At 62.8% G+C, this 17406-nt stretch carries 17 protein-coding genes; 3 read left to right on the forward strand and 14 right to left on the reverse strand.

The genetic code is table 11. The annotated features are described in order from the left end of the window. Positions 1-13 precede the first annotated feature (13 nt). The 3 genes from AC07SZ_RS06775 (at position 14) to AC07SZ_RS06785 (ending at position 1957) form a co-directional block, all read left to right on the forward strand. Positions 14-199 carry a hypothetical protein gene (locus tag AC07SZ_RS06775; protein ID WP_027061621.1) on the forward strand — a complete coding sequence of 62 codons (186 nt, stop codon included), beginning with the start codon at positions 14-16 and terminating at the stop codon, positions 197-199. A gap of 341 nt (positions 200-540) precedes the next feature. Then, complete coding sequence (locus AC07SZ_RS06780) at positions 541-675, forward strand: hypothetical protein (RefSeq protein WP_081295128.1); 135 nt, start codon at positions 541-543, stop codon at positions 673-675. A 343-nt stretch (positions 676-1018) separates the two neighbouring features. Beyond that, positions 1019-1957 (forward strand): GlxA family transcriptional regulator, encoded by a 939-nt coding sequence (locus AC07SZ_RS06785; protein ID WP_413814136.1) that lies wholly within the window; start codon positions 1019-1021, stop codon positions 1955-1957. A gap of 5 nt (positions 1958-1962) precedes the next feature. Here the strand turns inward: AC07SZ_RS06785 and AC07SZ_RS06790 are convergent, their stop codons facing one another. The 14 genes from AC07SZ_RS06790 to AC07SZ_RS06855 form a co-directional block, all read right to left on the reverse strand. Continuing rightward, entirely contained in the window at positions 1963-2760 is a 798-nt protein-coding gene (locus AC07SZ_RS06790; RefSeq protein ID WP_494913796.1) for an ABC transporter ATP-binding protein, read from the reverse strand. Beyond that, positions 2757-3530 (reverse strand): ABC transporter permease, encoded by a 774-nt coding sequence (locus AC07SZ_RS06795; protein WP_494913797.1) that lies wholly within the window; start codon positions 3528-3530, stop codon positions 2757-2759. The genes AC07SZ_RS06790 and AC07SZ_RS06795 overlap by 4 nt, the downstream gene beginning before the upstream one ends. Before the next feature lie 90 nt (positions 3531-3620). Then, positions 3621-4571: an ABC transporter substrate-binding protein gene (locus tag AC07SZ_RS06800; protein WP_494913798.1), complete on the reverse strand. Its 951-nt coding sequence runs from the start codon at positions 4569-4571 to the stop codon at positions 3621-3623. A 141-nt stretch (positions 4572-4712) separates the two neighbouring features. Further along, complete coding sequence (locus AC07SZ_RS06805; protein ID WP_172373488.1) at positions 4713-5054, reverse strand: peptidase inhibitor family I36 protein; 342 nt, start codon at positions 5052-5054, stop codon at positions 4713-4715. A gap of 90 nt (positions 5055-5144) precedes the next feature. Next, on the reverse strand, positions 5145-5993 hold the full coding sequence (locus AC07SZ_RS06810; RefSeq protein ID WP_056572595.1) for a DUF1194 domain-containing protein: 849 nt from the start codon (positions 5991-5993) through the stop codon (positions 5145-5147). A gap of 93 nt (positions 5994-6086) precedes the next feature. Beyond that, positions 6087-8648 (reverse strand): GcvT family protein, encoded by a 2562-nt coding sequence (locus AC07SZ_RS06815; protein WP_172373480.1) that lies wholly within the window; start codon positions 8646-8648, stop codon positions 6087-6089. Between the two features lie 150 nt (positions 8649-8798). Then, a complete protein-coding gene (locus tag AC07SZ_RS06820) occupies positions 8799-9557 on the reverse strand; it encodes an FkbM family methyltransferase (RefSeq protein ID WP_494913799.1) in 759 nt (252 codons plus the stop codon). Beyond that, on the reverse strand, positions 9554-10786 hold the full coding sequence (locus AC07SZ_RS06825) for a hypothetical protein (protein WP_494913800.1): 1233 nt from the start codon (positions 10784-10786) through the stop codon (positions 9554-9556). The genes AC07SZ_RS06820 and AC07SZ_RS06825 overlap by 4 nt, the downstream gene beginning before the upstream one ends. A 22-nt stretch (positions 10787-10808) precedes the next feature. Beyond that, positions 10809-12239, reverse strand: a complete 1431-nt coding sequence (locus AC07SZ_RS06830; protein ID WP_494914159.1) for an aspartate aminotransferase family protein — start codon at positions 12237-12239, stop codon at positions 10809-10811. A 103-nt stretch (positions 12240-12342) separates the two neighbouring features. After that, positions 12343-13350 carry an NAD-dependent epimerase/dehydratase family protein gene (locus tag AC07SZ_RS06835; protein ID WP_056572606.1) on the reverse strand — a complete coding sequence of 336 codons (1008 nt, stop codon included), beginning with the start codon at positions 13348-13350 and terminating at the stop codon, positions 12343-12345. Further along, the gene (locus AC07SZ_RS06840; RefSeq protein WP_172373472.1) at positions 13347-13781 is read right to left on the reverse strand and encodes an EamA family transporter; all 435 of its coding nucleotides are present in this window, start codon (positions 13779-13781) and stop codon (positions 13347-13349) included. The genes AC07SZ_RS06835 and AC07SZ_RS06840 overlap by 4 nt, the downstream gene beginning before the upstream one ends. Positions 13782-13905: 124 nt before the next feature. Continuing rightward, positions 13906-15255 (reverse strand): FAD-binding oxidoreductase, encoded by a 1350-nt coding sequence (locus tag AC07SZ_RS06845; protein WP_494913801.1) that lies wholly within the window; start codon positions 15253-15255, stop codon positions 13906-13908. 2 nt (positions 15256-15257) lie between these two features. Continuing rightward, positions 15258-16691 carry a UbiA family prenyltransferase gene (locus AC07SZ_RS06850; RefSeq protein ID WP_494913802.1) on the reverse strand — a complete coding sequence of 478 codons (1434 nt, stop codon included), beginning with the start codon at positions 16689-16691 and terminating at the stop codon, positions 15258-15260. 225 nt (positions 16692-16916) lie between these two features. Continuing rightward, complete coding sequence (locus AC07SZ_RS06855) at positions 16917-17180, reverse strand: hypothetical protein (RefSeq protein ID WP_032930670.1); 264 nt, start codon at positions 17178-17180, stop codon at positions 16917-16919. Between the last annotated feature and the right edge of the window lie 226 nt (positions 17181-17406).

Here is a 17406-nt window from a genome sequence, read left to right on the forward strand (position 1 = left end):
AGGAGAAATGAAAATGTCTATCCTGTCGTCCCTCGGCCGCATCGCGACCGAATTCAGCGCGGCCCGCGCCCGCTACCAGACCGAACGCGCCATCCGTTCCCTGCCGATCGAACTGCAGAAGGATATCGGCTGGCCTGAGGCATCCGACACCAAGACCGGTATTCGCAACGGCATCGGATCCTGGGCTGGAGCAAAGTAGATCGTGTGTATCAAGCGCTGAAGGCCTGCCGCGCGGACCCAGCCCGGCAGGCCTTCTCTATCTTATTTGCATTCAAATGAGTTTCGAAGCCATGCGAGCGCTGCATGGCGCATATGAGCAAGCCGCATAGCGGCGCGGACTTCAAACTAACACTCTGTAAATAATCGCAAATTTCAGGCAGCTTGCCCAAATTTGTCGCATTCGGTGTCGCATTTCATATCAAGCGCTTCGCTTTTGCGATTTAGTTTTTGCTCACACAAGCCTATATCAGCGCCAGCAAACGAGCTGCCCCACTCCATCAAGCGAAGGCGACCCGTCTGAGCAACCGATTGGAGATGATCATGAAGCTTTTTTCCCGCCTCTTTGCCCGCCGCGAAATGAACCTGACCACCGCTCTCGAGCGTCAGCGCCTTGCCAACACCATGCCTGGCCAGACTGGCGCGATGGCTGCGGCGCGCCTCGGCTTCGTCGCCTGACATTTTTCCAGGCAGCGCTTCCCTGCCGCTGCTTCAAGACTGTAACGCCGCCTGGCTCCGGCCACGGCGGCGTTTTTGTTCGTCTTTGCGCGTTTTGCCTGTCGTTTGGACAGTTGCTGCCGCGCCCGGGGGCACCGCCGCAAAGGAATTGCCCATTTGCGACCCATGTCGCAAATTTAATCTTGCCTAGGCGGCGTAGCCGATTGACAAGCATGATTTTTCCTGATGTCGCTATGCTATTCGCGACATCCTGTTCGCGTCATGGCCAGATGAGGTTCCCGTGAACGCCGTCAAGCATCCGATCAAGCGATCGTTTGTGTTCTTCCTTATCCCCGATTTCACCATGATCGCTTTTGCGACCGCGCTCGACCCGCTACGCTCCGCCAACCGCATGCTCGGCTACGAAGCCTATCGCTGGCGCCTCGCCAGCATCGATGGCAAGCCGGTGCGTGCCTCGAACGGCGTCGAATGCGCGGTCAACACCTCGCTGGAGGACGAGCGCAAGAAGATGGCCGGCCCCGATCGGCCCAACATGGCCATCGTCTGCAGCGGCATCAATGTCGAGCGTTACCAGAACAAGTCGGCCTTCGCCTGGCTGCGCGAAGAGTACAATCGCGGCGTCGCCGTCGGCGGCCTGTGCACCGGGGCACATATCCTCGCCGCCGCCGGCCTGCTGTCCAACAAGCGCTGCGCCATCCATTGGGAGAACCTGCCGGGCTTCTCCGAGGCGTTTCCGAAGGCCAATGTCTTTGCCGACCTCTTCGAGATCGATCAGAACATCTACACTTGCGCCGGCGGCACAGCCGCGCTCGACATGATGCTGAAGCTGATCGGCGACGACTTCGACGAGAGCCTCGTCAATCGCGTCTGCGAGCAGGTGCTGACCGACCGTGTGCGCAGCCCGACCGACCGCCAGCGCCTGCCGCTGCGGGCTCGCCTTGGCGTGCAGAACTCGAAAGTGCTGACCATCATCGAATTGATGGAGGCGAACCTCTCCGAGCCGTTGTCGCTGATCGAGATCGCCGACCATGTCGATCTGTCGCGCCGCCAGATCGAACGCCTGTTTCGCACCGAGATGGGCCGCTCCCCTGCCCGCTACTACCTGGAAATCCGACTCGACCGCGCCAGGCACCTGTTGATCCAGTCCTCGTTGCCGGTGGTCGAGGTGGCGGTCGCCTGTGGCTTCGTCTCGGCCTCGCACTTCTCTAAATGCTACCGCGAGCTCTACGCCCGCTCGCCGCAGCAGGAGCGCGTCGACCGCAAGCAGCTGCTGGCGGCCTGACCGGGTCAAGCCTTCGCCGGCTGGCCCTGCGCCGTCCGCATCGCCTCGACGCGGATGTCCTCGGTCAGCCGCGCCTTCAGCGCCGAGAACTCCGGACTGGTCTTGAGCGTGTAATGGCGTGGATGCGGCAGGTCGATGGCGACATCCGACTTGATGCGGCCTGGCCGCGCCGTCATCACGATGACGCGCGAGGCCATGAAGATCGCCTCCTCGATGTCATGCGTGACAAACAGCACCGTCTTCTTGCGCCGCTCCCATATGCCGAGCAGGAGCTCCTGCATCAGCCCGCGTGTCTGGTTGTCCAGCGCTCCGAACGGCTCGTCCAGCAGCAGTATCTCCGGATCGTTGGCAAGCGCGCGGGCGATCGCCGTGCGCTGCTGCATGCCGCCGGAGAGCTGCTTCGGCCAATGGTTCTCGAACCCCTTCAGGCCGACGAGATCGACATAGGACGCAACCACTCCGTCCCGCTCCTTTTCAGCCATGCCGCGTTCGCGCAGGCCAAAGGCGATGTTTTCGGCGACCGTCAGCCACGGAAACAATGTGTAGGACTGGAAGACCATGCCGCGATCCGGCCCCGGCCGGGCCACCGCCTTGCCGTGGAGCAGCACGCGGCCCTCGCTAGGCGCCTCGAGGCCGGCGACGATCCTGAGCAGTGTCGATTTTCCGCAGCCGGACGGACCAAGGATGGTGATGAAGTCATTGGCGGCGACCGCCAGGTCGATCGGCATCAGAGCCTTGACCGGCTGTCCGCCGCGCACGCCGGCAAAGGTGCGCGAAACGCCCTCTATGAGAAGCTTGCTCACGCCAGGCTCCATGGAAAGAGCCAGCGGTTGAACGCCTTGAAGGCGAAATCGGACAACAGCCCGATCAGCCCAATGACGATGATGCCGAAAATGATCTGCCCGGTCGCCAGGCGCGACTGGCTGTTGATGATCATGTAGCCGATACCGGAGGACGAGCCGATCAGTTCGGCGACGATGACATAGGTCCACGCCCAGCCGAGCACCAGCCGCAGCGTCTCGGCGATTTCCGGCGCATTGGCCGGCATGATCACCCGTCTGACGATGCTGTTGTTCGTCGAGCCAAGCGTATAGGCGGCCTCGACAAGGTCGCGCCGCGTCGACCCCACCTTGACGGCGATGATCAGGATGATCTGGAACACCGAGCCGACGAAGATGACCAGCAGCTTTTCCAGCTCACCAATGCCGGCCCACAGGATGAGCAGCGGAATGAAGGCCGAGGCCGGCAGATAGCGGGCAAAGGAGACAAACGGCTCCAGGAAGGCTTCCACGGGCTTCCATGCCCCCATGGCGATGCCGAGCGGCACGGCTACGACCGACGCCAGCACAAAACCGCCAAAGACCCGCCAGATGGTGATCAGTATGTCGAGCCAGAAACGGTCCTCGACAAGCAGCCGCCAGCCGTCCCGGAGCATCGACAGCGGATCGGCGAGGAAAATCCGGTTGACGTGACCGCCAAGCGTGATCCAGGCCCAGAACGCGATGAACAGCACGAAGAAGGAAACGCCGAGCACGGTTCGCAGGCCCGGCGAAACTGGATGCAACGGCCGCATCTTCACATCGTCCCCATCTTCAAATTGTCACGTGCCGAGGAGAGAACGGCGGCGCCAGGCGCCGCCGTGATGGGGCAAAGGCCGAAAAGATCAGTTCGCCACCGCGCTGGTATCGGCCAGCGTAGCGACATCAGGGGCCTCCTTGATCAGCCCCATCTGCAGCAGCAGCTCGCCGGCGGTCTTGGAAAAATCCTGGAATTCCTTGGTGAAAAACTGCTTGTTTTCGGCCTTGTCTGCCCATTTCAGGTACTTCGCCGAATCCTCGAATTCCTTGGCGGACTGCTTCACGTCGGCGCCCATGATCTCGTAGGATTTCTGCGGGTCGCTCTTGATCAGGTCGAGCGCGTCGAAATAGCTGTCGGCGAGCGCCTTGGCGGCGTCGGGATTGGCCTTGAGGAATTCGGGCGTGCAGCCGACCGTGTCGAGCACCATCGGGTAGTCGAGCGTGGTCGCCAGTATGTGGCCCTGGTCGGCCTTGTCGCGCACGGCCGAGATGAACGGCTCATAGGTGACCGCCGCATCGTTCTGGCCGGCAAGGAAGGCCTGCGCCGCCGCGTCCGGCTCCAGATTGACGACCGTCACGTCCTTGGTCGACATGCCGTTCTTGTTCAGCACCCAGGCGAGCAGGAAATAGGGCGACGTGCCCGGCGCCGAGGAGGCGACGTTCTTGCCCTTGAGATCGGCGACGGTCTTGATGTCGTTGCGCACGACAATGCCGTCCGCGCCATAGGATTTGTCGAGCTGGAAGATCTGCTTGGTGGTCACCCCGCTGGCGTTCCACACCAGCCAGGTTTCGACCGTGGTGGCGGCGCATTGCAGGTCGCCGCTGGCGATGGCAAGCGGCCGGCTCGCTTGCGGCACCTTCTTCAAGGTCACGTCGAGACCGTGTTTCTCAAAGAGGCCCGCCTGCTTGGCAAGCGTCAGCGGTGCGAAGCCGGTCCAGCCGCTGATGCCGATGGTGACCGATGTAGCGGCCATCACCGGCGCGGAGAGAACGGCGGCAAGCGTCAAAGTGGCGGCAAAAATGGTGATCCTGCTCATATGAGTTCCCCTTTTGTTTCTCTGCGGGGAATTGTTCACTGACGCCAATCGGCTTGTCAATCAACAGGAACGTGTTTGGCGGCCTGCCGGCAGGCACGCCCTGTTTTGCCAACGCTCGACAGGGCTGAAGCCCTGCCGCTCTCAATAGCCGTCGCAATAGCACTCGGCCGACGAGATGCGATCGTTCCAGTCGCCGCCCAACTCGCGGGCCCTGCGCCTGATCTCGATCGATTGACCTCCCATATTCGTATCCTCATAGGCCACAAGTGTGCAGCCCCGGCGAACGAACACCGACGACACGCGGTCGTTCCAGAACTGGCCACGACGAAAATTCACCGAATCGTCGGGGCCCATTTCGATCGACCGCCCGCGAAAATTCACATGCTCGAACATGACGCAGGCGGGCTGGTCATTGTACTGGGCGCTGGCGCCGCCGGCAAAAAGCACGGACGCGACAGCTGTCAGGATGGCTAGACGTTTCATCTGATCTTCCTCGGTTTCGACCGCGGCCCCCACTTGCTGGATAGCGCGGCGCGGCCGTTTTGCCAATGCTTGCCGCGCCGTTGCCCAGGCCTAGCGGCTGTCCAGCATCCAGCTGCGGTTGCGCCACATTTTCTCGCCGATCTGGCAGTCGGCGGCTGGCTTGTCCTGCGCCAGCACCACTGGCGGATGGTCCGCCTCCTCCGCCGCCCATTGCGGTGACGCCGGACCGGCGAGTTCCAGCACCAGCTTGCGACGGATGGCTTCGGGAAATTGCGTCCAGTCGTTGACCGGGATCATGAAGGCACCGGGGCCGCCTATGACGCAGTCGCTGTAGTAACGGTCGAGATCACTGACGTCATAGGCGCCCGAAAATCCGCCTCGGGTCATCAGCGGCAGGCCGTTGATGACGATGCCTTGCCTGACCACACCGTCGCGGGTGAGATTGACCGGTGCACCCTGATTGTTGGGACCGTCGCCCGAAATATCGATGACCCGCTTTGTTCCCTGGTAGCCGCTTTCGGCGAAAAGATCGCTGCCGAACTCCAGCGCGCCGGATATCGAGGTGCGGCGCGCGCTGTTGGGCGGCTGGGCGGACAATTGCGCCACCACTCGCTCGGCATCGGCGCGGTTGGCGATGACAGTCCACGGCACGATGACGCGTTGCCATGTGGTGCCGGCCCATTCCACATAGGTGACGGCGATCTTGCCATAGGCGCCATCGGCGATTGCCTGCAGCACATTGTCATGCGTCAGGGCCGCCGCGTAGCCGTGACGCTGGATCTCGAGCTCATCGGCCGACATGGACAGCGAGACATCCACCGCCAGCACCAGCTCCACATCGACCGGCTCGTCCGCGCGGGATCCCCGGGCCGGCCAGAGCATCAGCGCCAGCGCGGCGCAGCCGGAAATGAGATGTCTTGCGTACGGGAAAGCAGACATGCCGGAAGGGTAAGCCAAAACGGCGCTGTTAAAAAGACAAAAGCCCGGCCAAAGGCCAGGCTTTTGCGATCGGTCTTTCTCTCGATCAGCCGATCAACTGCGCGGCTTGAGGTTCTCCGGATCGTAGAGTGGCTTGTAGCCAACGCCGGCGACTTCGACCGGGTAGGTCTCGCCAAAATATTCCACCTTGAGCTTGCGGCCTTCCTGCGCATACGAATGCGGCAGGTAGGCGAGCGCGATGTTCTTGCCGATGGTCGGGCCATAGGCGACCGATGTGGTGAAGGAGCGGCGGCCGAGTTCGTCGACCAGCGTCTCGCCGGTAGCGGGATCGAGCACCGGCATGATGCCCACGGGATAGCGCGCCACGCCTTTCGAATCGGTGTTTTCGGTCATCACCAACGTGCACAAAGTCGCCGGCTGGTGTTCGCGGGCACGATACTCCAGGTGCTTGGCCTTGCCGCAGAAATCATTCTCCTTGACCTTCGGGCGCGCGAGATCGGCTTCGAGCAGATTGTACTCGGTCAGAAGGTCGGCGTTCTGCAGCCGCAGGCTCTTTTCCATGCGGCGCGTATTGGCATAGGTCTCGACGCCGAACGGCATGACGCCGGTCGTGCGCAGCGCGTCCCAGACGGCCAGCCCGTCCTCATAGCGCATGTGCAGTTCCCAACCCTGCTCGCCGACATAGGAGATGCGGAAAGCGGTGACATCCTTGCCGCCGATCCGGATCGGCTTGATCGCGGCGAAGGGGAAGTTTTCGACGGAGAGCCCGTCCGGAGTCTCGACCACCTTCTGCAGGGTCGCGCGGGCATTCGGCCCCCAGATGCCGATGGTGACGTACTTTTCCGTCACATCGGTGATGGTGACGTCAAAACCCTTGTCCTGCGCGGTCCGCTGCATGTAGCGGAAGTCGCGCGGGCCGGCGTCGGCGCCGTCGATCAAACGGCAGCGATCGGCCATGCGGATGACGGTGAAGTCGGCGCGCACCATGCCTTCCTCGTCGAGGAAGTGGGTATAGATGCCCTTGCCGATGTTGTTGTCGCCGCCGATCTTGGCCGCGCACAGCCATTCCAGCAGCGCGACATGGTCGGGCCCTTCGACGTCATACATGGAGAAATGCGAGAGATTGACGATGCCGCAATCCTCGCTCATCGCCAGATGCTCGGCGTTCGAGACGCGCCAGAAATGGCGGTTGTCCCACTCGTTCTCGCGCACCGGCACCCGGTTGCCGTACTTCTCGAGAAGATGCTCGTTGGCGGCATAGCCATGGGCGCGCTCCCAGCCGCCCAGTTCCATGAAGTAGCCGCCGAGTTCCTTCTCGCGCTCCCAGAACGGCGAACGCCTGATGTTGCGGCCCTTGGAGAACGGTTCGCGCGGATGCACCGCGGGATTGTAGACCTTCATCGCCGTCTCGGTGCAACGGTCCCAGATGAACTGCTCCTTGGTCTGGTGCGGATAGAAGCGCGCATAGTCGATGGCGTGATGATCGACCGCGGTGCGGCCGTCGGTCATCCAGTCGGCTATCAGCTTGCCCATGCCGGGCCCGTCCTTGACCCAGATGGCGACGGCATACCACAGGCCCCTCACCTTCTGGCTCTCGCCCATCGACGGGCCGCCATCGGCCGTCACCTGCAGCAGGCCGTTGAAGGAATGGCTTTCATTGTAGCCGAGTTCGCCCAGGATCGGCGTCAACTCCATGGCGCGCTCAAGCGGCGCCAGGATCTGCTCCATGTCGAGATCGCGCTGCGACGGCGAAAGGCGGGCCTGGTCCTTCTCCAGCAGGTCGCGCGGATGACAAAGGCGCGGGTTGGTCTCTTCGTAGTAGCCCCATTCGATCTGCCCGCCTTCGGCGGTCTTGGGATCGCCGGTGTCACGCATATAGGCCGAGTTGCCCTGGTCGCGCAGCAGCGGCCAGCCGATCTCCTTGCCGGTGCCGGCGAACTCATTGTACGGCCCGAAGAAGGTCAGCGGATGGTCGATCGGCATGACCGGCAGGTCCTCGCCGACCATTTCCGCGATCAGCCTGCCCCAGATGCCGGCACAGACGATGACATAGTCGGCCTCGATGGTGCCGCGGTCTGTCACCACGGCGCTGATGCGGCCGTCCTTGACCACGAGCGACTTGGCCGGCGTGTTGGCGAAGGATTTCAGCTTGCCCGACGCCTCCGCCTGGTCGACCAGCTTGCCGGCAACGGTCTGCGAGCGCGGAATGACGAGGCCGGCGTCCGGATCCCAGAGGCCGCCCTGGACCATCTCCTGTTCGATCAGCGGGAACTTTTCCTTGATCTCGGCCGGTTCGATCAGACGGGCGCGTGTGCCGAACGCTTTCGCCGACGCGATCTTGCGCTTGATCTCGTCCATGCGGCCGTCGTCGCCGACACGGGCCACTTCAAGGCCGCCGATGCGGGCGTAGTGGCCCATCTTCTCGTAGAAATCGATGGAGTAAAGCGTGGTCCAGCAGGACAGGAAATCATGGCTGGTGGTGTAGCAGAAATCGGAAGCGTGCGCGGTCGAACCGATGTCGGTCGGGATGCCCGATTTGTCGATGCCGACAATATCTGTCCAGCCACGCTCGATCAGGTGATGGGCGATCGACGCGCCGACAATACCGCCGAGGCCAATGATGACGACCTTCGCCTTTTTCGGAAACTCTGCCATTGCCCGCGACTCCAGATGCTAATGCGGGCAGCTTCGGCGCCCGTTTGATCGGCGCACAATATGCAGACGACAGGCACGGCGCTACCGCCTGTTTGCGACACGCCGCAGGTGCGGCGCGACCCGATATGGATCAGGAGAAATCGCGACCTGTCAGGCGAAGGCCCAGATGTCTTCGGCCTGGAAGCCGACCTGATAGCCGGCGGTCTTCAGCTTGACCACGACCTGGCCGATTTCGGCCGCCGGCAATGCACCGACCTCCACCTTGATCATGCCCGGGCGATAGCGCTTGAGGTCGAGCTGTTCGAAGACCATCCAGTCGGCGCCCTCGCAATCGACGAGGAAGGCGTCGATATGGCTGATGCCGTTGCGGTCGAGCAGCGTCTGCAAGGTTTCCGACGGCACCTCGATGTCCCTGAGGTGCGGCGCGAATTTGTTGAAGTTGGCGTCCGCCTCGCCCCAGGCATTCTTGCCCGACATCAGATTGGTGTCGGTGACCGACGAGCAGCCGATGAACTCGATCGGCAGCGTGCCGGCCTCGAGGGCGGCCGCGTCGAAAGTGTGGACGGTGATCGTGCCCCTGGTTTTTGTGACGGCCACCGGCTCGATGATGAAGCGGTCCGTGTCGGGATAGTTGGCGCGCAGCCGCTTCTGATTGTACGGGATCGGCTCGACCAGCATGGCGCGGGCACCGGCAATCCTGTGCAACCACGGCGTGACATCGTCGAACAGCGCGCCGTCGCAGGCACCGACATTGACCATCTGGAACGGCCGCCCTGCCCCACCGAAGCGCGCCTTCAGCGCCGCCCTGGCGAGGAATTTCGTGCCGCGCAGCGACGGTCCGCGATCGAGCAGGCCGGAGGGAAGACCGAGCGACAAGGCGATGCGCGCCAGGCTGGATAGCGAACTCATGGCTTGTCTCCGGGAATGACGTGCAAGGCCGCGCGGTGTTGGCCTCGAACCGATGCCGCCCACAGCGCCATGAAGGGCGCCGCCAGCAGCAGGAAGGGCGGGATCAGATGCGGGAAATAGATGCGCGTGTCGTGGATCGGGAAGACCGTGAACTTCGCCAGCGCACCGAGCACCAGCGCCGCGAACACGATGCCGGCACGTCGCTCGAGGCGAAAGCCGGCACGGCCGGCGGCAAACCAGCCGGCCAGCGCCAGTAGGGAGACACCGACCCAGCTGTTCAGGTTGACGGCGCGCAGCAGCGACGTCGCAAATGCCCTGAGATAGGCGGTGACCGAGAACGCCGGCTCGAACCCGTCCATATTGTAGTGCTGTTCGATGCTGGAGAACCACAGATGCGGCCACCAGCCGGGATGATGGGCCCAGTGCGAAATGGCGAAATAGGCAACGAAGGACGCGGCGAACCCGACCAACGCACCCCATGCCCGCTGCCGGAAGGCGACCAGCAGCACCGCGAAAATGGCAAGGAACACAATATTGTCCGGTCGTACCATGAAGGCGAGGAAAAGCATGATCGCAGTCGCCGCCTCGCGGCCCCTGACATAGGCGTAGAGCCCGCCGAGCAGCAGCGCCGACGTGAGCAGGTCCGGCGTCGAGGCACGCGCCGCATCGCCGAAGTCAGCCATGATCAGCACCGCGCCGATCAGCGGTGCCAAGGCCAGGGCCTTTTCCCAGCGCAGCCAGTGCAGCACGATCGCGCCGAACAGCAGCACCGAAAACACCTGCACGAGGTGCATCGCCTCGACCGGCGACATCACCGCGCTCAGCGTCGACAGCATCTCGGCGTAGAGGAACTTGATCCGATACATGCCGAGCAGCGAATGGAAGTCGGCGGCATTCTCCGTCATGTGGCTGCGGAAGCCGCCGCCATCATCGGTGAGCGTTGTGTAATCGGCGGCCGAAACACCCGCTTTGACCGTGCTGTAGGCATAATCATGCAGCGCCTGCGGATCGGGATAGGTTCCTTCCTCGGATATTGCGAGGTAAGGCAGCATGTCCCAATTGGCGTCGGGCATCACCCAGGCCGTGAACGCGGTCAGAACGATATAGAGCGCGAAAGCCGCCGCGCCGATCGGTGCGGCCAGCCGCGCATAGGTCCCCTCGCCCCAGGCCAGACCGGTCTCGGTGAGCCGGTCGAGCGGGGTTTTCGCAGCGGGAGACTTGGTCAGCATCGTTCTGCCCAATGAGCTTTTCTTAGCGAACTTGGCTTTTGACGAAGTCCTTCACGATCGACACGATGCCGCGTGACAGCAGGCTGTCGAAGGCATCGACGAAGCGGTCGACATGTTCGCGCCGGCAGATCAGCGGCGGTTCGAGCCTGATGACGTTGCGGTTGTATTCGGTGAAGGCAACGAGCACGTCGTAGTCGCGCAGCAAAAGCGCGCCGACAAAACCCGACAGTGAACCCTTCAGCTTGTCGTCGAGCACGCTGACGATGGGCCTGAGCACCATCGGCAAGGTCTGCGAGAAGTCGTGGAACTCCAGGCCGACCATAAGGCCCTTGCCGCGCACATCCTTGATGATCTTCGGGTATTTGTCCTTGAGCGCCTGCAGCCGCTGCAGCAGATAATCGCCGGTGACAGCAGCGTTGTCGATCAGCCCCTCGTCATAGAGCACGTTGAGCGCCTCGATCGAGGTGACGCAGGCCTCGCCCATGCCGCCGAAAGTCGCCATGGCATGGATCATCGCGGTCTTCGGCGTGCCATAGGCCTTCATGTAGATTTCGCGCCTGGCGATCATCGCGCCGACCGCCGCCTTGCCGCCACCGAGCGACTTGGCGAGCGCCGTCACATCCGGCACGACGCCGTAATGCTCGAAGGCATAGAAGCGGCCCGAACGGCCATAGCCGCACTGCACTTCGTCGGCCACCCACAGCACGCCATGCTGGTCGCACAGGGCGCGCAGCTTCTGCCAGTATTCCGCCTCGGCCTGGATGATGCCGCCACCGCCCTGGATGGTTTCAAGCACGATGACGCCGACCTCGGGATCGGAGCGGAACAGCCGCTCGACCGCCTCGATGTCGCCGAAGGGGATGCGCACCGTATTGTCCGCCATCCTGAAGTCGGCGCGGTAGAGCTGGCCGTCGGTGATGCCAAGCACGCCCTTGGTCTTGCCGTGGAAGGAATTCTCGGCATAGACGATTTTCGGCCGCTTCGGGCCGGCGGCGCGCTCGGCGAGCTTCACCGCCGCTTCCATCGCTTCCGAGCCGGACGAACCCAGAAACACCATGTCGAGATCGCCGGGCGAACACTTGGCGATGTTGTGCGCCAGCGCCGCCGCATATTGCGACATGAAGGCGATCGCGATCTCCTGGCGCTTTTCCTCCTGGAACTTTTTGCGCGCCTTAAGCAGGCGCGGATGGTTGTGGCCGAAGGCCAGCGAGCCGAAGCCGCCAAAGAAATCGAGGATCTTGCGGCCGTTCTGGTCGATATAGAACATGCCTTCGGCGCGCTCGATCTTGATCTTGTGGAAGCCGAGCAGCTTCATGAAATGCAGCTGGCCGGGATTGAGATGCGCCTTGAACAGGTCGGTCATGCGGGCGACATCCATCGCCTTGGCCTGCTCGACGCTGATCAGATCGGGCTTGGCGATGGTGGCGGGCGACAGCGCCGGCGCATTGACCATGGTACGCGCATTCGTGTGTTCAGGCTTGGCCATGACGGTCATTTCAATCTCCTGTCCGCGCTACGACCAGCGTCGTGCGCCATAAAACTGTTTGGCAAGCCGCCTATTCGGCCGGCACATGTTTGGTGGCGACGGCGTGCCCGGCCTTCTTGGCGCGGTATTCGCTGTAGGCGGCGATCAGCATGTCCTCGTCGCGATATTGCGGCACCCAGCCGAGCTGGCGCTCGGCCTTGGACACGTCGAGCACGCATTCCTCGTCGGCGATCAGATATTGCTCCGGGTCCATGATCGGCATGTTCACGAGGTCGAGCAGATCGAGCGTGCGCTTGACCGCCCAGCCCGGTGTCGGGATCAGGATCGATTTCGAACCGGCATGGCGGATCAGGTCGCCGAGCAGTTTCTTCACCGGTGGCGGATTGAGCGAGCCCAGATTATAGGCCTCGTTGGGCACGCCGGCCTTCCAGGCGGCCCGCGCAGCTTCCGCGCAATCGAACACAGAGATGAACTGATAGGGGTTTTTGCCCGAGCCGATCATCGGCACCGGAAGGCTCCAGTCGATCAGCTTGAACAGTTTCTCCAATATGCCGAGCCGCCCGGGGCCGATGATCAGGCGCGGCCGGAACAACGAGATCGACATGCCGCGCTTGCGCCATTCGGCGGCGAGCTCCTCGGTCTTCTGCTTCGACCAGCCATATTCGCCGAGCGGCGCGACGGGATGCTCCTCGGTCATGGGCTGTGTGACCGTGTGTCCGTAGATCATATCGGTCGTGTAGTGGACGAGTTTTGGCGTACCAGCCCTGTCCATGGCCTGCATGATGTGCTCGGTGCCGTGGAAATTGACCGGGAAGAAGAAGTCGTGCCGCTTGGCCCGCACCTGGATCGGCGACAGCATCTTGGCCGACAGATTGTAGACCATGTCGTCGGCCTTGAGCCCGACAGCGGCGACCGACGCCGGATCGGTGACGTCGCACTTGACAAAGCCGACATTGCGGTAATGCGCCAGATCGCTTTTGACGATGTCGGCGACGACGACCTCTTCGCCGTCGGCAGCAAGCTTCGGGGCAAGGTGACGGCCGACGAAGCCGTCACCGCCGAAAATCACATGTCTCATCGAACGGTCTCGTTTGCAGGGATCTTGTCGGGCGCGATGGAAGCGGTCTGGTCTTCATGTCCTCGCCCGCTTTGCGCGATCAGCACGGTGCCGACGCAGATGAAGGCGATGCCGGCGATGCGCCAGCCATTGAGGTCTTCGCGAAAGACGAAGTAGGCGAAGACGGCGACAGCGACATAGGCGAGGCTGAGGAACGGATAGGCAAAGGAAAGCTCGACCTTGGACAGCACGTAAAGATGCGAAGCCATGGAAATCACAAAGGTGCAAAGGCCCAGGAACACCCAGGGGCTGAAGACGATCTGCAGCAACTTGAGGAGCGGATTGACGCCTTCGAACGAGATCGGCCCAAGCGACATCATGCCTTGCTTCAGCATGAGCTGCGCGGCGGCATTGGTCATGACCGTAAAGAGAATGAAGACGATATATTTCATGCCAGCTCACCCACCCCGTGTCATCGACTAATACAAACCTGAAAAGATATCGTGAACTCACAAGAATGTTTTGAGTAAATTCAGGGATTAATCATTCGATAACCACGATTCATTCCAAATTTATCTATTCAGCGGCCTCGATTCCACGCCGCCGCGGATCGATGCTGCCGGCCGTGCGGGCCCAGAAATCGGACATGAAGGCAGGGTCGCGCAGCGCTTCCAGCCTCGGCCAGTCGGCGAAGGAGGCAGCGAAGGTCGCGGCACTCATGCGCGCATCCTTGTAAGGGTTGACCGCCCCGCCGGCCGCGATGGTGATGCGGTCGAGCTCGCCAAGCAGGGCAAGCGTCGCCGCCCCCCTGTTGGGGAAATCCAGCGTCAGCGTGTAGCCCGGTCGCGGGAACGACAGCAGCGCGGGCGAGCGGACCCCGCCGAAACGCTTCAGCACGGTGAGGAAGGAGCCCTGCCCGGCCCGTCGGGCCGCTGTCAGCAGCTCCGGCACAACGATGCGCGCAGCCTCTTCCGGCACCACGCTCTGATGTTGAAACAGCCCTCTGGGGCCATAAAGCCGGTTCCATTCACGCACACCGTCGAGCGGGAAGAAAAAGCCGTGGTAGCCGGTCTGGCGCGGCACGGTGGCGCGGCCCTTCTTCCATCGGTAGGCGGCGTTGAAAGCGGTCAGGAACGGCCGGCTGAGCACATTGAAGGGCGGCTGGAACGGTATCGCCAGCTTGCCGCCGGCGCGCGAGGCCGCGTGCGAGCCGCGTTCGGCGTGGTTGCCGGTAAACAGCAGGCCACGCCCGCTGTTGCGGCCGCCGGCGAGTTGATCGATCCAGGCGACGGCATATTCATTGGCCTGGTCCGCCGCTTCGGCGAGGTCAAAGAACTCGGCGAGGTCGCGAAACGGTGTCGTCTTTTCGACGATGTCGAGCGAAGGCACCCGCATCAACCGGATCGACGCGGACAGGATGAGGCCGGTCAGCCCCATGCCGCCGATCGTCGCCCGGAACAGGCGCGGATTGTCTGATGTCGAGCAGCGATGGGTCTTTCCATCGGACCGCAGCAGCGTGAGACTTTCGACATGGCAGCCGAACGTGCCGCGCCGGTGATGGTTCTTGCCGTGCACATCATTGGCGATGGCGCCGCCGAGCGTCACGAATTGCGTGCCCGGAACGACAGCCGGGAAGAAGCCGTAGGGTGCTGCGTGCGCGATGATATCCGCCAGCAGCACGCCGGCATCCGCTTCGAGCACACCGGTCTCGGCATTGAAGGCCCGGATGCGGTTCAGCGTCCGCATGTCGACGACCGCACCGGCGTGGTTCTGGCAGGAATCGCCGTAGGAACGCCCATTGCCATAGGCCAGCAGCGATGCTTCCTTCGCCTGGCCGCCCTTCAGCAGCGCGATGGCGTCATCGGCGTGGATGGCATGCGGCGCGGGCGGCGTGGCAAGGCCAAAGCTCCGGAAGCGTTCGACCATGCCTACCAGCCCCCGATGACCAGCAGCATCGCGCCGATCAGCACCACGATCTGGCTACGCCAGTCACGGATGATGAAGACGACCGGGTCGTCATGCATCTCGTCGCGGCGCGCCAAGATCCAGACGCGCATGGTGAGGTAAAGCACGATCGGCGGCAGCGGCCAGATCAGCCATGGATGCGGGTAGAGTTCGCGCACCGCGACACTGTCCATGTAGAGCGCCAGCACCAGCGCCGAGGAAAAGGCCGACGCCATGCCGGCCTGGGCGACGATCTCCTGGTCTTCGGTGCGATAGCCACGGCCGGCGATGCGCTCACCAGGCGGAATGGCGGTGGTGCGCAGTTCGACAAAACGCTTCACCAGCGCCAGCGACAGGAAGAAGAAGATCGAGAAGGCGAGCAGCCAGAACGAGACATCGACGCCGGTCGCGGCGGCACCGGCGAGCACGCGGATGGTGTAGAGGCCGGCAAGTGTCAGCACGTCGACCAGCAGCATGCGCTTGAACGACAGCGAATAGGCCGTGGTGACGACCATGTAGCCGCCGAGGACGGCCAGGAATTCAGGCGCCAGGAACAGCCCGGTGCCGACGCCGATCGCCAGCAGCACCGCGATCGCGCCAAGGCCGAACGGGATCGACAGCGCGCCGCTGGCGAACGGCCTGTTGCGCTTGGTGGCGTGTTTGCGGTCGAGCGCGAGGTCGAAGAAATCGTTCAGGATATAGATAGCCGAGGCCACCGCGCTGAACGAGATGAACGCCAGTACGCACTGCCAGATCATGTTGGTGTTGAAGTATTCGTGCGACAGCACCATCGGCACGGCGATCAGCGAGTTCTTCAGCCACTGGTGCACGCGCAGCATCTTGATGATGGTCCGCGAGGTCGGCTTGGGCGCCGGCATGGTTTCGGCGCCATTCGCCGCCTGCCAGCGTGCGGCGTGACGATCGGGCGCGACGACGATTGCATTGCGCGCGGCGTCGAAGACCTGGAGATCGTGCCGGCTGTTGCCGGCATAGTCGAAGCCGCCATCGCCGTAGGCCGCGACCAGCGAGGCGCGCTTCTTGCCCGAGGTGAGATTGTCGAGACCATCGGTCGCCAGCACACGGTCGAAAATGCCGAGATGGCGGGCAATGGCGTCTGCGAATTTGCGCGGCGTGCCGGTCGCCAGCACGATCTTGCGGCCTTCGCTATGTTCGGTCCGGAGCCGGTCGAGCAGCGGCGCGCGATAGGGCAGCGACGCGGGATCGATGTCGATGCGCTGCGCGATCGCCTGCTTTAGCCGCGCCGGCCCGCCGGCCGCCCAGGAAGGCACCAGGAAAATATAGAGCGGGTTCTTCTTGAGGAGGAGGAACAAGCCTTCCCACAGCAGGTCGGTCGCGATCAGCGTGCCGTCGAGATCGACCGCAAGCGGTATTGCGTTCCTGTCCGACCGCGCATCCATGCCGTCCTGCCCTGCCAGCGTATGATCCGGAAAACCGGAATCCCGTTGCGCGCCGCGTTTCGGCGTCTTGATGCCGGTATAGCGGGGGATGACGTAACGAACGTTAAAACGTCTGGTTGCAGGCGGCTGCCGCGCCGGTATTTCCGGCGTCATTGTTAAACAAAGGCTACTGGAAACGATAAAAGGCCGGGCAAATACCCGGCCTTTCCAATGATACCGCCAGAATTACTTGATGCGGGCGACGCCGCCGGAAATTTCGACGGTCTCCGAACCGGTCAGGGCTTCGAGGTCACCGTTCGGCAAGGTGACGAAGCAGCCGTTCTGGCAGAATTCAACGGTTTCACCGCCGGCCAGGGCAAGGTCGGTCTTGCTGCCGCCCTCCGTCACGACCAGGGTACGGGTCTCGGCGTCCTTGTTGACCGCGCTGGCGGCATGAGCCGAACCGCTCACGGCGAGCAAGGCGACGGCAGCGACGAGAGACTTCCACATGGTGCAATATCGGTGTTCCCACCGCCTCTGTTGCATTTCGCAAGGCATTTTCGCCCTTTGCTTGGGAGCTTATATGAGATGGAAGCTGAACCGCAACTGAATGCCGTATTCATGCCGCAATTGGCTTTGGCACTCTCCAACGCCGGTTGCCGGTTCACGCCTGGCTCCTGTTAGTTTGCCCGACCGGCACAATATGATGCCTAGGCGGCACACGCGAAGAAAAGCG

This window comes from Mesorhizobium sp. GW821-FHT07A06 (genome assembly GCF_059419085.1).

Bases quoted from the DNA above. Each gene is read 5' to 3' on its own strand.
- AC07SZ_RS06820 (WP_494913799.1), bottom strand. From the start codon at position 9,557: ATGAGTTCGCTATCCAGCCTGGCGCGCATCGCCTTGTCGCTCGGTCTT.
- AC07SZ_RS06780 (WP_081295128.1), top strand. From the start codon at position 541: ATGAAGCTTTTTTCCCGCCTCTTTGCCCGCCGCGAAATGAACCTGACC.
- AC07SZ_RS06825 (WP_494913800.1), bottom strand. From the start codon at position 10,786: ATGCTGACCAAGTCTCCCGCTGCGAAAACCCCGCTCGACCGGCTCACC.
- AC07SZ_RS06835 (WP_056572606.1), bottom strand. From the start codon at position 13,350: ATGAGACATGTGATTTTCGGCGGTGACGGCTTCGTCGGCCGTCACCTT.
- AC07SZ_RS06785 (WP_413814136.1), top strand. From the start codon at position 1,019: ATGATCGCTTTTGCGACCGCGCTCGACCCGCTACGCTCCGCCAACCGC.
- AC07SZ_RS06855 (WP_032930670.1), bottom strand. From the start codon at position 17,180: ATGTGGAAGTCTCTCGTCGCTGCCGTCGCCTTGCTCGCCGTGAGCGGT.
- AC07SZ_RS06800 (WP_494913798.1), bottom strand. From the start codon at position 4,571: ATGAGCAGGATCACCATTTTTGCCGCCACTTTGACGCTTGCCGCCGTT.
- AC07SZ_RS06830 (WP_494914159.1), bottom strand. From the start codon at position 12,239: ATGGTCAATGCGCCGGCGCTGTCGCCCGCCACCATCGCCAAGCCCGAT.
- AC07SZ_RS06845 (WP_494913801.1), bottom strand. From the start codon at position 15,255: ATGGTCGAACGCTTCCGGAGCTTTGGCCTTGCCACGCCGCCCGCGCCG.
- AC07SZ_RS06775 (WP_027061621.1), top strand. From the start codon at position 14: ATGTCTATCCTGTCGTCCCTCGGCCGCATCGCGACCGAATTCAGCGCG.
- AC07SZ_RS06810 (WP_056572595.1), bottom strand. From the start codon at position 5,993: ATGTCTGCTTTCCCGTACGCAAGACATCTCATTTCCGGCTGCGCCGCG.
- AC07SZ_RS06795 (WP_494913797.1), bottom strand. From the start codon at position 3,530: ATGCGGCCGTTGCATCCAGTTTCGCCGGGCCTGCGAACCGTGCTCGGC.
- AC07SZ_RS06815 (WP_172373480.1), bottom strand. From the start codon at position 8,648: ATGGCAGAGTTTCCGAAAAAGGCGAAGGTCGTCATCATTGGCCTCGGC.
- AC07SZ_RS06805 (WP_172373488.1), bottom strand. From the start codon at position 5,054: ATGAAACGTCTAGCCATCCTGACAGCTGTCGCGTCCGTGCTTTTTGCC.
- AC07SZ_RS06850 (WP_494913802.1), bottom strand. From the start codon at position 16,691: ATGGATGCGCGGTCGGACAGGAACGCAATACCGCTTGCGGTCGATCTC.
- AC07SZ_RS06840 (WP_172373472.1), bottom strand. From the start codon at position 13,781: ATGAAATATATCGTCTTCATTCTCTTTACGGTCATGACCAATGCCGCC.